Annotated in this window: 12 protein-coding genes; 2 read left to right on the top strand and 10 right to left on the bottom strand. The window is 65.9% G+C overall.

Annotated elements, in window-relative coordinates:
• Positions 1 to 306: 306 nt before the first annotated feature.
• On the top strand, positions 307 to 1,899 hold the full coding sequence (locus tag FKZ61_RS16365; RefSeq protein ID WP_141611209.1) for an NAD(P)H-hydrate dehydratase: 1,593 nt from the start codon (positions 307 to 309) through the stop codon (positions 1,897 to 1,899).
• A gap of 37 nt (positions 1,900 to 1,936) precedes the next feature.
• Here FKZ61_RS16365 and FKZ61_RS16360 read toward each other — a convergent pair whose 3' ends face one another.
• The 9 genes from FKZ61_RS16360 to FKZ61_RS16320 all read right to left on the bottom strand — a co-directional run bounded on the left by FKZ61_RS16360 (position 1,937) and on the right by FKZ61_RS16320 (position 12,182).
• A complete protein-coding gene (locus tag FKZ61_RS16360) occupies positions 1,937 to 3,220 on the bottom strand; it encodes an MFS transporter (protein ID WP_141611208.1) in 1,284 nt (427 codons plus the stop codon).
• Positions 3,221 to 3,473: 253 nt separating this feature from the next.
• Positions 3,474 to 4,205 (bottom strand): SDR family oxidoreductase, encoded by a 732-nt coding sequence (locus FKZ61_RS16355; RefSeq protein WP_141611207.1) that lies wholly within the window; start codon positions 4,203 to 4,205, stop codon positions 3,474 to 3,476.
• A gap of 60 nt (positions 4,206 to 4,265) precedes the next feature.
• Positions 4,266 to 5,081, bottom strand: coding sequence for an aldo/keto reductase (locus FKZ61_RS16350; protein ID WP_141611206.1), 816 nt, complete (start codon positions 5,079 to 5,081; stop codon positions 4,266 to 4,268).
• A 193-nt stretch (positions 5,082 to 5,274) separates the two neighbouring features.
• Complete coding sequence (locus tag FKZ61_RS16345; protein WP_141611205.1) at positions 5,275 to 6,264, bottom strand: zinc-dependent alcohol dehydrogenase; 990 nt, start codon at positions 6,262 to 6,264, stop codon at positions 5,275 to 5,277.
• 46 nt (positions 6,265 to 6,310) lie between these two features.
• Entirely contained in the window at positions 6,311 to 7,456 is a 1,146-nt protein-coding gene (locus tag FKZ61_RS16340) for a mandelate racemase family protein (protein ID WP_141611204.1), read from the bottom strand.
• Between the two features lie 192 nt (positions 7,457 to 7,648).
• Positions 7,649 to 8,503 carry an NAD-dependent epimerase/dehydratase family protein gene (locus tag FKZ61_RS16335; RefSeq protein ID WP_141611203.1) on the bottom strand — a complete coding sequence of 285 codons (855 nt, stop codon included), beginning with the start codon at positions 8,501 to 8,503 and terminating at the stop codon, positions 7,649 to 7,651.
• A gap of 166 nt (positions 8,504 to 8,669) precedes the next feature.
• A complete protein-coding gene (locus FKZ61_RS16330; protein WP_170199843.1) occupies positions 8,670 to 9,725 on the bottom strand; it encodes an alpha/beta hydrolase family protein in 1,056 nt (351 codons plus the stop codon).
• A 402-nt stretch (positions 9,726 to 10,127) separates the two neighbouring features.
• Positions 10,128 to 11,282, bottom strand: coding sequence for an ABC transporter ATP-binding protein (locus FKZ61_RS16325; protein WP_141611201.1), 1,155 nt, complete (start codon positions 11,280 to 11,282; stop codon positions 10,128 to 10,130).
• Between the two features lie 33 nt (positions 11,283 to 11,315).
• Positions 11,316 to 12,182: an aldose epimerase family protein gene (locus FKZ61_RS16320; RefSeq protein WP_141611200.1), complete on the bottom strand. Its 867-nt coding sequence runs from the start codon at positions 12,180 to 12,182 to the stop codon at positions 11,316 to 11,318.
• 264 nt (positions 12,183 to 12,446) lie between these two features.
• Between FKZ61_RS16320 and FKZ61_RS16315 the strand changes: the two genes are divergently transcribed.
• Positions 12,447 to 13,457 carry an Ldh family oxidoreductase gene (locus FKZ61_RS16315; RefSeq protein WP_141611199.1) on the top strand — a complete coding sequence of 337 codons (1,011 nt, stop codon included), beginning with the start codon at positions 12,447 to 12,449 and terminating at the stop codon, positions 13,455 to 13,457.
• 50 nt (positions 13,458 to 13,507) lie between these two features.
• Here the strand turns inward: FKZ61_RS16315 and FKZ61_RS16310 are convergent, their stop codons facing one another.
• Positions 13,508 to 15,118: an FAD-dependent oxidoreductase gene (locus FKZ61_RS16310; protein ID WP_141611198.1), complete on the bottom strand. Its 1,611-nt coding sequence runs from the start codon at positions 15,116 to 15,118 to the stop codon at positions 13,508 to 13,510.
• Between the last annotated feature and the right edge of the window lie 71 nt (positions 15,119 to 15,189).

Here is a 15,189-nt window from a genome sequence, read left to right as displayed (position 1 = left end):
TTTCACCTGGTTCAAGCGTCAGATGGTTCCGTTTGCCCGGTCCGAGGAGCATTTTACGCTACCCCTTGTGGATCGGCCCTTTTTGTTGTCCCTTTCTGGTTGAATGACCCTTTTTACAGGGGAGTCATCCATAGGCCAGAGATGTTGATCCGGTGGGTAGTCCGCAGGTCACGCATCCTTGCGTGACCTGGGCGCAGGGGATGAAGGCCATTCTCTCCTGCGTTTCTTTGCGTCCTTGCGCCTTTGCGTTCAAAAATGCCCTTTTTGCAGGTGAGCCAACCTATTGTACCCCGATGAGGCAAGACCATGAAAGTGAGTACCGTTGCGGAGATGCGGGCCATGGACCGGGCTGCCATCGAGGAATATGGCATTCCCGAACTCCTGCTGATGGAGAATGCAGGCCTGGCGGCCTGTCAGGTCATTGAACGGCGGATGGAGATCGCCGGACACACCTTTGCCATCTTCTGTGGCGTGGGCAATAACGGCGGCGATGGTCTGGTGGTGGCCCGCCAGCTTCACGCCCGGGGGGGGCGGCTCCATGTTTTCATCCTGGGCGACCCGGATCGCTATCAGGGTGCGGCGGCTGTGAATTACCAGGCCGCCCGGCGCCTTGGGCTGGAGGTGGTGCGCCTGGAACAGGCCGATGGCGCAGTCCCTGCCCTGGCCACCTGCGACGCTGTGGTGGATGCACTGCTGGGCACCGGCCTGACCCGGGATGTGACCGGCCTGTACGCGGCAGTCATCGCCCACATCAACGCCAGCGGCAAGCCGGTCTTCAGCATCGACATCCCCTCTGGCGTCAACGGGGATACGGGCCAGGTGATGGGCGTGGCGGTTCAGGCCACGGCCACCATTACCTTCGGCCTGCCCAAGGTGGGCAACCTCCTCTATCCCGGCTATGGGCTGGGGGGCGAACTGTGGGTGAGCCACATCTCCTTCCCCCCGGCCCTGTACGACCGGGCGGAGCTCCCCATCGCCATCCACACGCCCCTGTCCCTGCCCCCCCGTCCCCCCGACGGCCACAAGGGAACTTTCGGCCAGGCCCTGTTCATTGCCGGCGCGGCCAACTACTACGGCGCGCCGTACTACGCAGCCGCGTCCTTCCTGCGGGCCGGCGGCGGCTATGCCCGGCTGGCTGCGCCCGCGCCGGTGGTGCCCCACATCGCCGCGGTGGGCAATGAGATCGTCTTCCTTCCCCAGGCGGCCACCGACGCCGGCAGCCTGGCCTATGGCAACAAGGAAGAGCTGCTGGAGCTCTGTGGCCGCATGGATTTCGTGGTCATGGGGCCCGGCCTCTCCCTCCACGAGGAAACCCAGCAACTGGTGCGGGAGCTGGCCCTGGCCATCGACAGACCCCTGCTGCTGGACGGGGATGGCATCACCGCAGTGGCCCACGGTCTGGCCGATGAGGGCTACCGGGTGGCTTTCCGCCAGGCGCCGGCCCCCCGCATCTTCACTCCCCACCTGGGCGAGATGGCCCGCCTCACCGGCCTGAGCACGGCCCAACTGCTCGCCGACCGGATCCAGCGCCTGCAACATGCCTGCGCCGATTTCAACGCCATCATCGTGCTGAAGGGCGCCCACTCCCTGGTGGGCTATCCGGACGGCCGGGTATTCATCAACACCAGCGGCAACTCGGGCATGGCCACCGCCGGCTCTGGCGACGTCCTCACCGGCACCATCGCGGCCATGACAGGCCTGGGGCTGCCGGTGGATGAAGCCGTGCGCCAGGGCGTCTTTGTCCACGGCCTGGCCGGCGACCTGGCTGCCCAGGCCATGGGCGAGGACGGCATGACCGCCCGGGACGTGCTGGCCCACCTGCCCCAGGCGGTGCGCCTGTGTCGCCAGGGCCTGCCTCCTGAACTTCAACATCGCTACAACGTGGTGCGTAGGGTGTAAATCCGGTTTCCATACCGGACAAGGGATCCAGGGCTGTTCAGGACAGCGGTTCCTGTTCCACCGGGCGGCTGGCTCCCCGGGAACGGAAGACCCAGACCATCCACAGCAGGCCGGGCAGGGCACCCAGCACGGCCATCCAGCCCATGATGCCGCTGACGCCCAGGTCGGTGACGTCCAGGCTCCAGCCCACCAGGGCCGCGCTGACCGCGTTGGCCAGGGTGAAGAGCGCGAACTCGGTGGCGAAGACCCGCCCCCGCACCTGGTCGGGCACGGTCTGGAGCAGGAGCTGGGTGGAGAAGACCCAGATGGTGCCGCCGCCGAAGCCCCGCAGGAACATGCCCACCAGCACCATGGCAAAGCTCAGCAGGGGCGCGGAAATGGCAATGCCGGCTGCGGCGACCAGGTAGGAGACGCCGATGGCGATGCGCAAGGGGCGCTCCCGGTCGCCCGTGAGCCGCCGGGCCAGGATGGGGCCAAAGCCCGTCCCGACGCCGTTGACGGCAAACAGGATACCCAGGCTGATGCCACCGCCCGCGCCGATGACAAAGATCCGCTCGCCCAGGATGACCTGGATCACCTGGAAGCCGCCGGAGAAGACCAGGGAGTTGATGGCCTTCTGCACCGCGATAAGGAGCACATCCCGGTGCTGGTTCAGGTAGCGAAGCCCGTCCACATACTGGCGGAAGACCTGGGTGACACCGCCCCGACTGTCGGCTGCCGGCACATGGTGGTGGCGGATCTGCGCGATGAGGAGCGCGGAGCCCAGGAAGGTCAGGGCATCGATGATGAAGGCCGGGTAGACGCCAAAGCTGCCCGAAACCAGGCCGCCTATGGCCGTGCCCAGGGCCAGCATCACCGACCAGGTGGCCGAGCTCAGGGCATTGGCCGCGCCCAGCTCACCCCGGTCCACGATGTCGGGCAGGATGGCATTGCGCGCCGGGAAGAAAAAACCGCTGATGCCCAGCTGCAGGGCGGTAAGGGCGTAGAGCAGCCAGATGTCGCCCGCATCCCGTACCAGGAGGAAGCCCAGCACCACTGCACCCCGCATGAGGTCGGTCACGATCAGGAGCTGCTTCCGGCTGTAGCGGTCTGCAGCCACGCCGGCGAGGGGGCTCACCAGGAACGGCGCCAGCATCCGGACGACAAAGAGGCCGCCCACTGCGGTGCCGGAGCCCGTCAGGCTGGCCACCAGGGAGGCCGAAGCCACCAGGTTGAACCAGTCGCCCAAGAGGCTGACGATCTGGCCGAGCCACATGTAGCGGAAGTTGCGATTTTCCCGTACCAGCGCCACGTAGCCGCCGGAGGTAAGCGTCTGCTGCATGGTTTATCCTTCTTTCATCTCCATTTGCGTATCAGGCTGGTAGAATTTTCGCGCTACGCTGGCGAAGGAGCATCCGGCCATGGGACAGCCAGGTGCTGATCGTTCGATCAGGAACATGGCAAAAGGGAGCGAGCCTCCAGGAGGGCAGGCGCTCACCGGAAAGAGCGAACCTCTCCGCCCCGATGCCCTGTCCCATGGGCACCGGGGTGGAGAGGTTCTGCGATGTTCAACGGCGGGTTTGGGCCGGACCTGATCAGCCCCGGCCCAGGTACTTCTGAGTGGTAGGCAGTACGATGGCTTCCAGCACGTTGACGTGCAGGGGCAGGGCCGCCATGGTCACGGCCACGGTGGCCAGCTCGTCCACGGTCATCATGGGCTCCTGATCCTGGGGCGCAGAGCTGGCTGCCCGGCGCTCGGTCAGGACGTTCCCGGGGTGCAGCATGCTGCAGACCACGTTGTAATCCCGTCCTTCCAGCGCAATGGATTTGGTCAGGCCCACCAGGCCATGTTTGGTGGTGTTGTAGGGCGCGGCGTTGGGCCGACACATCTGCGCGGAGATGCTGCCCACGTTGATGATGCGGCCGCCGCCCTGCTTCTTCATGATCTTCATGGCCTCCCGGCCACAGAGGAAGGGGCCGGTGAGGTTCACGTTGAGGACCTTCTGCCAGGTCTCCAGGGACAGCTCCTCGAACGGGCCGCCGTCGAAGGCGCCCGAGTTGTTGATGAGGATGTCCACCCGGCCGAATTCGGCCACGGTGCGCTCGAACAGGGCCACCACCTGGCCTTCGTCGGTCACATCGGTGGGGATCACCCGGGCCGTGGCGCCGTACCCCTGGACTTCCTGGGCCGTCTCCTCCAGCCGCTCCCGGTTGCGGGAAGCCAGCACCAGGGTGGCCCCCTCCTTGGCGAAAGCCCGGGCGATCCCCTTGCCGATCCCGGTCCCGGCACCGGTGATGATGGTGACTTTGCCGTCCAACAGTCCCATACCTGCTTCCTCCTCTGGTTGGTCAGGCTCTTGGTTGGTCAGGCTGTTTCATGGTGCGGACTAAGCCTGCAGGTTGTTGAGGCGCTCCGTCTCCTCGGCGGTGAGCTCCAGCCGAAGGGCGTCCATGTTTTCCCGGGCATGCTCCAGGTCGCTGGACTTGGGGATGGTGATGACCCTGGGTTGGTCGATCAGCCACTTGAGGGCAACCTGGGCCGGTGTAGCGCCGTGGGCTCGGGCGATCTCCACCACCGTGGGGTGAGTTAGCACGTCGCTCTTCAGGGGCGAATAGGCGGTGAGGACGATGCCCTGCTCCTGGCAAAAGGCCAGGACGCCGTTGGCCACATTCTCCCGGCTGAGCAGGTTATAGCGCACCTGGTTGGTGGCGATGGGCGTGTCGGAGAGGGCCATGGCCTCCTGCATGAGGGGGACGTCGAAGTTGCTCACGCCCACCCGCTTCACCCGGCCATCGGCGGTCAGCTCGTTGAGGGCCCGGAAGGTCTCGGGCAAGGGGATGGCGGGATTGGGCCAGTGGATCAGGTAGAGGTCTACATAATCCACCCCCAGGCGGCGCAGGCTGCCGTCGATGGCCCTGTGGACGTCGTCGTAGCCCAGGTGTTCCTTGGCCACTTTGGTGGTGATGAAGATCTCTTCCCGGGGCGTGCCTCGGATGGCCACCCCCACCAGCTCTTCGGCGTGGCCCTGGGCGTAGCTCTCGGCCGTGTCGATGTGGGTATAGCCCATGTCGATCAGCCGTTGCAGGATCTCCACGAAGTGGGCATCCTGGCTGCGGTCGGCCACATGACCGCCGCCGATGCCCCAAGTCCCCAACCCCAGGACCGGGATCTGGGTGCCATCCGGCAGGGTTTCGTATTGCATCTCTTCGTACTCCTCTGTGTTGGGTTGGCTCTGTGGGTTGCGGAGTAGAGTCATTGCGGATGGCCCTTCGTCAGCATTGCCCCGATAGGCCACACCGCTTATTCAGGTCGCTATCCTCACAGAGGGCAGTATAGCAGCTCCCCGGATGCCGGTCAATGAACAGGGCTCAGTGGCTAGGGTTCAACGAGCCTGACTACCACTTCAACAGTATGCCCAGCGCATCCAGGTTCCAGTGGATGAGCAGGTCGTAGGCCTGCTCCGCCTCGTCCCAAGAGAAGCGATGGGTAATTAACGGTAACACCTGCAGGCGTCCAGCCGCCATGAACTTGAGGACAGCATGCTGATCGTCTCGACGGGTCCACCATTGGGGCGCAGAGTCGTGGCCCGGGCGTGCGCTATCGTGGGCGCCGATGAGGCTTAGCCCCTTTTTGTGGACGTCTCGGTAGAAATTGACGTGATCCGTCTCGCCCCGGGTGCTGCCCAGCAGAACTACCCGACCGAAAGGCCGAGCCAGCGCCAGCGCGGTCAGGATGGCTTGGGGATGGCCGGTGGCCTCGATCACTGCGGCTGCGCCCGGTCCATCGCAGAGGACAGCCAGCTGCTCTTCCAGATCGTGGTTAGGCGTCAGGACCGCGTCCGCACCCACCTGCCGGGCAAACTCCAGGCGATGGGTGTTTTGGTCAATGCTAAGGGCTGGCAGGGCGCCGCTAAGGCGGGATAGTTGCAGGGCCAGCAGGCCAATGAGACCGGCACCGAGCACCGCCACAGGTTCGCCCAGCTCGATGCGGGCCTTGCGCACGCCCTGGGCCGCGATGGAGCCCAGGTTGAAGAAGACCGCTTCTTCATCTGCCAGCCCGTCCGGCACCGGGACACAGCGGGCTGCATCCATGACCACCAGGCGGGCGTGGGGCGCCGGGCTGGCCACCCGCTGGCCTGGTTGCCAGCCAGTTGTCTCAGGTCCACAGGCCACCACCTGGCCGATATTGCTGTAGCCAGCGCGCTGGGGATAGGTGGCTGGGGTGTTGGGCAGGCCCAGTAGCCAGGCTCGTTCGGTGCCGGGGCTGATGAGGCTGACTCGAGTGCGGATCAGCACCTGCCTTGGCCCGGGTACGGGCACTGGGCAGGACTCTAGCCTGACAAGTCCCCGCTCCACAAAGAGCACCTGATGGTTGATTTTTTCCATGATCTACCCCCTGGCTCGGTGCCGGAATGGGCAAGCTGTTGACTCGTCACTCCACCAGGTTATCCTGGATGTAGTCAAAGTTGATATCCTGCCCCAGCCCGGGCAGTTGGGAAACGTGGACGAAGCCTTCGTCGTCCATGGGGTCATCCAGGCGGTTGAGCCAGGGCTTGGGCTGCTCGTAGTCGATGAAGGGGTGGAGCAGGCCCCGCTCGTAGAACTCACCGGGGTTGCCCATGGCGCAGAGGACGTGGAGGTTGCCAGGGCCGCCGCCGTGGACCTCCATGCGCATGCCGAAGGCTTCCGCCAGGTGGGCGATCTTGATCAGGGGAGTGATGCCGCCCACATCGCCCACGCCGCCCCGCACCAGGTCGCAGGCGCCGTACTTGATCCATTCGGCCCGGGTGAACATCTTGCCCTCGGCGGTCTCCGGCCCACAGATGGGGAGGGAGGTGTTTTCGCATAGCCAAACATAGGACGACATGCTGTGCTCGTCCATGGGCTCTTCCATCCAGTAGTAGTTGAGCTTTTCCAGCCCTTTGGCCAGCTGCAGGGCCTCCTCCCGGCTGTAGTAGTGGAAGGGATCGAGCATGAGCGGCACGTCCGGGCCCACGGCCTCCCGCACCGCGGCGCAGGCCTCCAGGTCCCGCTTGACGCTGGGCGCGTTGGGGTAGGGGGGCTGCCACGTGTGGAGCTTGAAGGCCGGGTAGCCCCGCTCCTTGACGCACCATTCGGCGAAGCGGGCGTAGTCCTCCGGCGTGGCCAGGCCCCCTTCCAGGTCGTCCCCGCACATGGTGCTGGCGTAGGCCGGCACCTTGTCCCGCATGGCGCCCAGCAGCCTGTGGACCGGCTGTCCCAGGGCGCGACCGGCCAGGTCCCACAGGGCCATGTCGATGACCGTGAGGACCTTGTCGTGGAGGGTGGCCAGGTTCAGGCGCTGCCGCTCCTTGAGGGCCTGCCAGATCCGCTCCCGGTAGAAGGGATCCTCTCCCACCAGCATGGGCTTGATCAGCCTTTCCAGGGTGCTTCGGGGAATGTTGCCGAAGCAGTAGCCCTGGACGCCCTCGTCGGTATGAATGGTGAGTAGAGACTGGGTGGCCTCGTGTTCGGGGCCAGGGTGGGCGTGGCCTTCGCTGTCCCGCACAATGTTGGACGTATAGCGAAAGGTCTGGACAGTGATGTCTACAATTTTCATGGCTGTGGCTTCTCTCCTCGCTGTGGAAATCCTTGCTGTGGAAATCTTGACTCTACTGCAAAAAGGTCAAACAGGACGCTGGCTCACGCAGATGAACGCTGATTACAGGAATTCTCTCCTGAGATTCTCTGCGTCTTTGCGCCTTTGCGTTAAAAAACTTCTGAGGCCCTGAGGATGGCTGCCGACGTGGCTTCAGTCGGTTTCCGGGTGGCGGAGCGTTTCCGACCAGAGGTAGCGGGGGCGATAGCCGAAGGCTTCCCGGGCCCGGGCGCAGCTCAGGGGAGATTGGTGGCCGTCGAGTCCTTCCCGGATCTCGGTCTGGTCGCCAAAATGACGGGCTACCAGTTCCCGACTGGGTACGGAAAGCACCACCCGGGCGCCGGTGATGTTGTAGGGCCCGCTGGGGACGTCGGGGGTTTCCAGCGCCAGCCGGCAGGCCAGGGCCGCGTCCCGGGCGTCGGTGCGGGTCCAGAGCAGCCAGCTTCCACTGGCCGGATCGGCTGCCATGGCCTCGATCTCTGGCCCGATTTGGGCTGGGGGCCGCACGCCCATGAAGCGGAAGGAGAGGATGGTCAGGCCAAAGTTGGCCACGAAATAGTCCGCCACCTGCTCGCCCACCACTTTGGAGAGCGCATAGCTGTTCACCGGCCGCAGGGGGTGCTCCTCATCCACGGGCACGTAGTGGGGTGGTGCAGCGGCAAAGCCGTAGACCTGGGCGCTGGATGCAGCCACGATGCGGCGGATGCCCAGGTCCGCACAGGCCTGGAAGACGTGATAGGTGCCGCGGACGTTGTCGCCATAGGTGCGGGCATCGGGCACCATGCCGGCGTTGGCCCAGGCGCCCAGGTGGACGACGGCTTCGGCTTTGGCCCGGGCCAGGGCCTGGTAGACCTCGCCGGCGTCGGTGAGATCGACCCGCAGGAAGGTGCCCGGCTCTTCTGGCGCCGGGGCCAGATCCACATTGGTGACGTGATGGCCGGCGGCGGCCAGTTCGCGCAGCACGTAGCGGCCAATGCGGCCGCTGCCGCCGGTGACGAGGATGTTCATGGTTGGCGTATGCTTTCCAGGTGGAGTGGGTGGAAATGAGCCGCCATTCCCGGGAATGGCCTGCCTGTATTATATCGGATGCCGGGGCCTGGACCAAGGAAAGGGGGTGCCCGGCGGCTTTCCAGATGGAAATGGGCAGCGCCCCTGCCTCTCTTCCCCGGCCACGTCACCCCAGGTGGCGGCGAAAGAAGGCCAGGGATTTGTTGCCACCCCAGCCATGCTCGCCGGGGTGGAGATCCAGCTCCAGCATCTCCGCCGCGCCGGCCGTCTGGTAGATGTGGGCCAGCCGCCGGTAGCAGCGCAGGGCAGAATCCACCAGGAAGCAGGTGTCGTTGGCCCCGATGTCGATGAGCAGGGGCCGGGGTGCAATGAGCCCCTGGAGATCCGGCAGGTTGACCAGCTTGAAGAGGCCCGGCGCCACCTGCATGCCACAGTAGTTGATGTCCCGAATGCCGAAATCCTCGAAGAGGTCGCTGTAGCAGATGATCTCCGTGGCCTTGAAGCGTTCGTCGCACAGAGTCATCCACAGGGCCATGGTGCCGCCGCCGCTCAAACCCATCACCCCCAGGCGTTCCGGATCCACACCGGGCATGGATGCCACCACGTCGGTGGCCGCTTTGCCATGGGCTACGTTGATGGAGAGGGAGGTCATGCCCAACATGGTGGCGTGGAGGTAGTAGAGGTTACACCAGTCCCGACGCTCGCCGTGCATGGAGCGGGCATTGGGCTTGTTGGCGTCATTGCGCTCGCCGAAGCCGATCCAGTCGATGGCGTAGGTGACGAAGCCGGCCTGGGCCATGACTTCCCCGTAGTGGTAGTTGTGGCGCTGGATGTTCTCCTGCAGGGCCGGGCTGGAACGGTTGCCCATGACCGGCTCCTTGCCGAAGGGGCCGTGGCCATGGCAACAGAGGATGGCCGGGCGCTGCTCGCCGGGTTGGAGATCCAGGGGCCAGTTGATGCGCAGCACCGCGGCCAGATGGCGCTGGACGTTGAGGATCCAGCGCTGGCGGCGCAGGCCCCGCTCCTCCCACTCGGCCAGGAGCTCGGGTTCGGGTGGGGCAGGCGGGGGTGGATCGCCCAGGGTGGCCAGGACCTTGGGCAGGGTCTCTGCTTTCCAGTGCTGGAAACCCTCGGCATCGGCGGCCGAGAAGGCATGGGTGGGCCGATGTTCCCGGGCCAGGGCGATGAACATCTGCTGGGGACTGAGGTTGCGGGTGGTCATGGGCATTCCCTTGCAAAGGTGAGGCCAGGCGGCCTGATGGTGGGGCTGTCATTACGGTTTCACCAGCCCAGGCGGGTGAAGGGAGGGCGAGGGCTGCGCAGCTACGAGCTGCGCCTACGACGGGGTGCCCGTTTTCGTCGGGGCGGGGCTTGCCCCGCCCGGTACCGCCAGGGCTGTCATTCGCGCGGATTGGACGCGACGGATACGTAGGGCGGGTCTCCGGCCCGCCGGAGGTGGCCGGATCGACGGGGTACCGTCGTCCTTGCTGGCCGTAGGTGTGCCTCCGGCCGCACGGTTTCACCAGCCCAGGCGGGTGACGGGAGGGCGACGGCTGCGCAGCTACGAGCTGCGCCTGCTTGGGCACATCGCAAATGGACGGCGGGCCCTGTCCTGGGCTGTCACTCAAGGGGCCAGCCGCCGGCCGCTGGCTTCATCGAACCAGAAGAGGGCCTCCTGGGGGAAGTAGACAGTTACCTCCTGCCCCAGGAGCAGGAAATCGTCCATGGTAGCAGCGGCTGCCACCAGCCGGGAGCCCACCCGCAAATAGACCACCTGAGTGCGCTGGGCGAAGTCGGGTTCCAACACTTCCACCACCCCCTGCAGGGCCAGCCCCCCGCCGGCCTTCTTCCAGCAGGCGGCCTCGGGCCGGGCGCCCAGGGTCAGGGCCTGTCCCTGGTGGACCTGGTTCTGTACCCAAGGCGGCAGGGAAATCTGCTGGCCGGCGATGACCAGCACGCCGTCGCTGACCAGGCCGCCGGGGATCAGGTTCATGGGATGGCTTCCCAGGAAGCTGGCCACAAAGGTGCTGGCTGGCTTCTCCCGCAGGGTGGCATAGTCGCCCACCTGCTCGATGCGCCCCTGCCGCATAACCGCGATCTGGTCGCCCAGGGTGAAGGCTTCGACCTGGTCGTGGGTGACGTAGACGGCGGTGATGCCGAATTGGCGCAGGAGCCGCTTGATCTCGATCCGCGTCTGGACCCGCAGGCGGGCGTCCAGGTTGGAGAGGGGCTCGTCGAACAGGAACAGCTGGGGGTTGCGCACAATGGCCCGGCCGATGGCCAGCCGCTGTTGTTCGCCGCCGGAGAGGGTGCCAGGCTTGCGGCCCAGCAGCTGGCGGAAGCCGATGCCCATGATCTCCGACGTGATGCGGATCCGTTCCTCCGTCTCCCGATCCGGGGTTCGGCGCAGCCGGAAGAAGAAGGCCAGGTTGCCGTGGCCGTGGAAGTGGGGATAGAGGGCGTAGTTTTGGAAGACCATGCCGATATGCCGTTCCTTGGGCGGCACATCTTCCATGGGGCGGCCATCGTAGAGCACGGTGCCCTGGTATTCCCGATCCAGGCCGGCGATCACCCGCAGCAGGGTGCTCTTGCCACAGCCCGAAGGACCCAACACCGCCAGGGTGGTGCCATCGGGAATGGTGAGGTTCACCTGGTCCAGGGCCCGGATCGGCCCTGTCAACGTGCCAGTGCCGTTCCCGGTGCCATTCTCGGCGCCGGGTCGGGTAGGGGCAGGTCGAGTAAAGGTTCTGGTGATGTTAACGAGCTGAATGGTGGCCATGGGGGATGGTGCTCCGGACGAGACAGGTCGAACCTAGAACTGGTAGCGAATGGACCATGTGGCCGCTTCATGCCGGGCCAGTTCTGTCTGGAAATAGGGCTCAAACGAGAACGTGCGGTCATTGCCCCAGATGGGCAGAAAGGACGGCGGAAAGTCGGTTTCCGCCGTCACCCGGCCGAGCACCGGGTGGCGCTGTTCCACCACCAGGGGGTCGCCGGTGGGGCGGAAGTCCAGGGCCTGGTAGCAGCCCCGGGCCCAGTCGTAGTCGGATTTGCGGCAGATGTAGCCGGCGTCGTCCAGGTAGTAGCCGCTCCTGGCTGCCTCTTGCTCGGGCAGGTTGACAGGTATGGAAAAGCGACAGATTTCCGGACCGGCCGGCCAGGGAAAGAAGGGATGGGCAAACCAGACGATGGGCAAGGGGGCTTCCCCCAGGCTTTGGATGTGGGTTCGCGATAGGAGGGTGCGCCCGTGGAGTTCCACCTGGCGGGTCAAGCGGTAGGCCCAGGGGCCAAAGGTGTGCCCGGTGGCCATGGTGATGGCCGTCGGGCCGGCCTCCACCGTCCAGGGGACGAATTCGATCACGTGTGGGTTGTGGCGGACGGAGAAAGGCTCCACCGGGCTGCTGCGGCGCACCCGGCCCACGCCGATGACGCCCACCTCGCCGCCCACAGGGGCGGCATCTGCCCCCAGCGCAGCCACGAACATGTCCGGCGCGCCCTGTCCGTCGAAAACGTCGGGAAAGGGGTCCGGGTACTGGGGGCCGCTGAGCAGGGGCCCCCGCTTCCGGTCGGTGACCTGGTAGATGTAGCCGCCCACACAGTAGCGGGATCCACACCGGTCCAGGTCGTTCTCGGGATCCAGGATGGAGACCGCGAGGGTATCATTTTCCAGGGTGAACATAGGCTGATGGCTCCTGTGAGCATGGCGCCAGGTGGTGTGCCGTGGCGCGGATGGAGGCTACAGGGTCGGCTGCCAGGCACGGGACCTTGCGACGAAAGGAACGGCAGATCCATTCTAGTACATGGGGCACCATTCGCAAAAGTACCCGGTAGGAGCTCCGAAACTTCCCCTTTTTTCTCCTGGGATGGGATAATGATGGGGGAACCCCGACATACCGACATTCTCTCCCATTCTCCCTGAACCAATTCTAGAAGGAGTTTCGCCATGAACCGTCCGCCTGAAACCTTCGTGCTGGTGTCGGAAGAGCGGCTGTTAGCCTTTGCCACCGCCTGTTTTGAAAAGGTGGGGCTGGAGCCCGACCACGCCGCCCTCATCAGCCGCCTGCTGGTCAACTCCGATCTGCGGGGGGTGCGCAGCCACGGCACCCGCACAGTGAACCACTACTGCCGGGCCTTTGAGGAGGGGCGCCTGAACCCCCGGCCCCAGATTCGGCAGGTCCACGAGACGCCCACCGCGGTGGTCATCGACGGGGATGGCACCCTGGGCTACCTGCCCATGGTGCGGGCCACCGAAGCGGCCATCGCCAAGGCCAAAGAGGTGGGCATCGGTATGGGCCTGGTACGCTACATCGGCCACTACGGCTCGGCCGGCCACTATGCCCGCATGTGCATGGAAGCCGGCTGCATCGGTTTCTCGGTCCAGGGCTACCGGGACCAGGGGCGCTTTGGCAACGACGGCGGCGGCCCCAACCCCAACGCCTACCTGGGCTACTTCGGCAACCCACCCATCTGCTTCGCCATCCCCTCGGGCCAGGAGCCGCCCGTGGTGCTGGACGCGGCCACCTGCATCCTGGCCGATGATCAGCGGGGGCCCGAGTATGAAGCCCTCTTTTCCCTGATACCGGCGGCCTTCTTCAAGAGCATCGGCTATGGCGCGGTGGCCAGCCTGATGGGGGGCGGCCTCACGGGCTTCACCCTGTCGGACGAGATCCGCCAGCGCTATCCCAACGCGCGCAACGGCGGCATGGTGCTGGCCATCCACGTGGACTCGGTGGTGCCTGAGGCTGTCTTCCGGGCCGAAGTGGACCGCATGGTGCGGGACATCCGGGAGACCTATCAGCCCATGCCAGGCTATGACCGGGCCCTGCTGCCAGGCGCCATCGAGGAGGAGCGCATGGCCCAGTATCGCCAGGAGGGGATCCGCTACGGCGAGATGGAGCAGGCCGCGGCCCGGGCTGCGAGCGAGCGCCTGGGGGTGCCGCTCCCCTGGGCGTAGGGGCGGGTTCTGAACCCGTCCCCGCCCCCAAAAGGGAAACGCATCCCCGGTCACCGGGGGGTGATCCGCGCGTATTCCGGCCACTGGAGCACAAAGCCCAGCTTCGTCTCCAGCAAGTCCTGGAAGTCCGTCAGGTGGGCTTCCGTGTTGCGTACCTGGCGCGGTGTCACCCCCTTTTCCAGGCAGTAGGCGGCCAGGGCGCCGGCCGCCTCGCCGATGTTCCACTCCACCGGGTGGAGGCGATAGCAGCCGTTGGTGATGTGGGTGACGCCCAGGTTCTTGCAGGCGGGCAGCAGGTTCTCCACCCGGACGGGGATCAGCGCGCCCAGGGGAATCTGGAACGGATAGCTGCTGATGTCCACGTAGGTGCGGGGCGCGGTGCTGGGGTGCAGGTCGATGCGGTAGCTGCCTACGCCTACGCTGTCGGGGAAAAGCTCCGCGCCCACCAGCCCACTCCGCTGTTCCACGCCCACGTGCTGCTCCAGCACGGTGAACTCGGCCCGGATGCGCCGGCTCTCCCGGACGTAGACGTACTTGGCCAGGCCGTGGGAGGTGCCCACCACATCCGCGCGGAGGCGCAGGCCCGGGTAGCCGTAGCCGCCGTCGTGGCGGGGCGCCTCTGTCTGCATCCAGTAGAGGAAGGAGAGGCTGAGTTGCCTGGCGCCCTCCAGGGCTGCTTCCTGCTCCTGGGCGGAGACACCCACCAGCGGCTTCAGCCAGTAGTCGATCTGGGGCCAGTTGACCAGGGTGATGTCGCTGGCGTAGAAGCCGGGCTGGAAGTGGCCCTGGTAGAGGATGCGCCGGTAGTGCCAGAAGTCGCCGGGCGTCCGCTGCCCGCGGCGGTTCTGCTGGGGGCCGAAGAAGATCCCCCGGTGGCGCGTCTCCAGGGTCTGGGGATGTACGTCCTTCCAGCCCAACTGGGGTCCTGGCCAGAAATCCGCCTGGTAGCTGCGCCAGAAGTCGTAGTCCCGCGGCCGGTCGATGGTGTGATCCTGGCCGGGCAGGTAGTCCAGGGCAAAGCACCAGGTGACGGCCTGCTGGTCCAGGGGCTGGGGCGGGCCGGGGACCGCGTGGAGCTCCCCGGTCTCGTCCTGGCTTTCCGCGCCGATGACATGCTCCACCTGGGCCAACGCCAGCAGGTCGCCCAGCTCGGTGGCGTCCAGGATGTAGGGCGCGCGGAGGGTGACCTGATTCCCCGTCTCCTGATCCAGGAGGGTCACCGCCAGAACCCGGTCGCCGTCGGTTTCGGCGGCGATGGGGCGGTGTCGCAGGAGCACATCTACCTGGCGGTTGGAGCGGTAGGGGGCCAGCATCTCCTCCAGGACGGCCAGGGCCACCCGGGGTTCGTGGCAGAGTCGGCTGACGTTGCCCTGGCCGGGGTTGAGGAGCATCTCCTCCCGCGCGGCCTGGGTCATGGGATAGTTGCGCCAGTAGTAGCGGCGAATGCCCTGGCGCAGGCGTCGGTAGCTGGCCGTGCAGCCGGTGGTTTCGATCCAGGGGTGTTCATCGGGCGGGACGGCCTGGGCGGTCAGCTGGCCGCCGATCCAGTCGGTCTCCTCGGTGAGGATGACTTCCTTGCCCAGTCGGGCCGCGGCCAGGGCGGCTGCCACGCCCCCCAGGCCCCCGCCCACGATGAGAATGTCGGTCTGCCGTTCGATCATGCCCGTTTTCCCTTCCTCTTGAAATTTTGACAGGGTTCGGTGATAATCCAATGGAAGCACCATGATGATTC

It is taken from the genome of Litorilinea aerophila, assembly GCF_006569185.2.
GTDB classification, from domain to species: domain Bacteria; phylum Chloroflexota; class Anaerolineae; order Caldilineales; family Caldilineaceae; genus Litorilinea; species Litorilinea aerophila.
The sequence above is the reverse complement of the archived record's forward strand: the minus strand, read 5'-3'. Positions and strand labels throughout refer to the sequence as shown.

Excerpts from the sequence above, each read along its gene's own strand:
- FKZ61_RS16365 (WP_141611209.1), top strand. The coding sequence starts at position 307 with ATGAAAGTGAGTACCGTTGCGGAGATGCGGGCCATGGACCGGGCTGCC.
- FKZ61_RS16360 (WP_141611208.1), bottom strand. The coding sequence starts at position 3,220 with ATGCAGCAGACGCTTACCTCCGGCGGCTACGTGGCGCTGGTACGGGAA.
- FKZ61_RS16355 (WP_141611207.1), bottom strand. The coding sequence starts at position 4,205 with ATGGGACTGTTGGACGGCAAAGTCACCATCATCACCGGTGCCGGGACC.
- FKZ61_RS16350 (WP_141611206.1), bottom strand. The coding sequence starts at position 5,081 with ATGCAATACGAAACCCTGCCGGATGGCACCCAGATCCCGGTCCTGGGG.
- FKZ61_RS16345 (WP_141611205.1), bottom strand. The coding sequence starts at position 6,264 with ATGGAAAAAATCAACCATCAGGTGCTCTTTGTGGAGCGGGGACTTGTC.
- FKZ61_RS16340 (WP_141611204.1), bottom strand. The coding sequence starts at position 7,456 with ATGAAAATTGTAGACATCACTGTCCAGACCTTTCGCTATACGTCCAAC.
- FKZ61_RS16335 (WP_141611203.1), bottom strand. The coding sequence starts at position 8,503 with ATGAACATCCTCGTCACCGGCGGCAGCGGCCGCATTGGCCGCTACGTG.
- FKZ61_RS16330 (WP_170199843.1), bottom strand. The coding sequence starts at position 9,725 with ATGACCACCCGCAACCTCAGTCCCCAGCAGATGTTCATCGCCCTGGCC.
- FKZ61_RS16325 (WP_141611201.1), bottom strand. The coding sequence starts at position 11,282 with ATGGCCACCATTCAGCTCGTTAACATCACCAGAACCTTTACTCGACCT.
- FKZ61_RS16320 (WP_141611200.1), bottom strand. The coding sequence starts at position 12,182 with ATGTTCACCCTGGAAAATGATACCCTCGCGGTCTCCATCCTGGATCCC.
- FKZ61_RS16315 (WP_141611199.1), top strand. The coding sequence starts at position 12,447 with ATGAACCGTCCGCCTGAAACCTTCGTGCTGGTGTCGGAAGAGCGGCTG.
- FKZ61_RS16310 (WP_141611198.1), bottom strand. The coding sequence starts at position 15,118 with ATGATCGAACGGCAGACCGACATTCTCATCGTGGGCGGGGGCCTGGGG.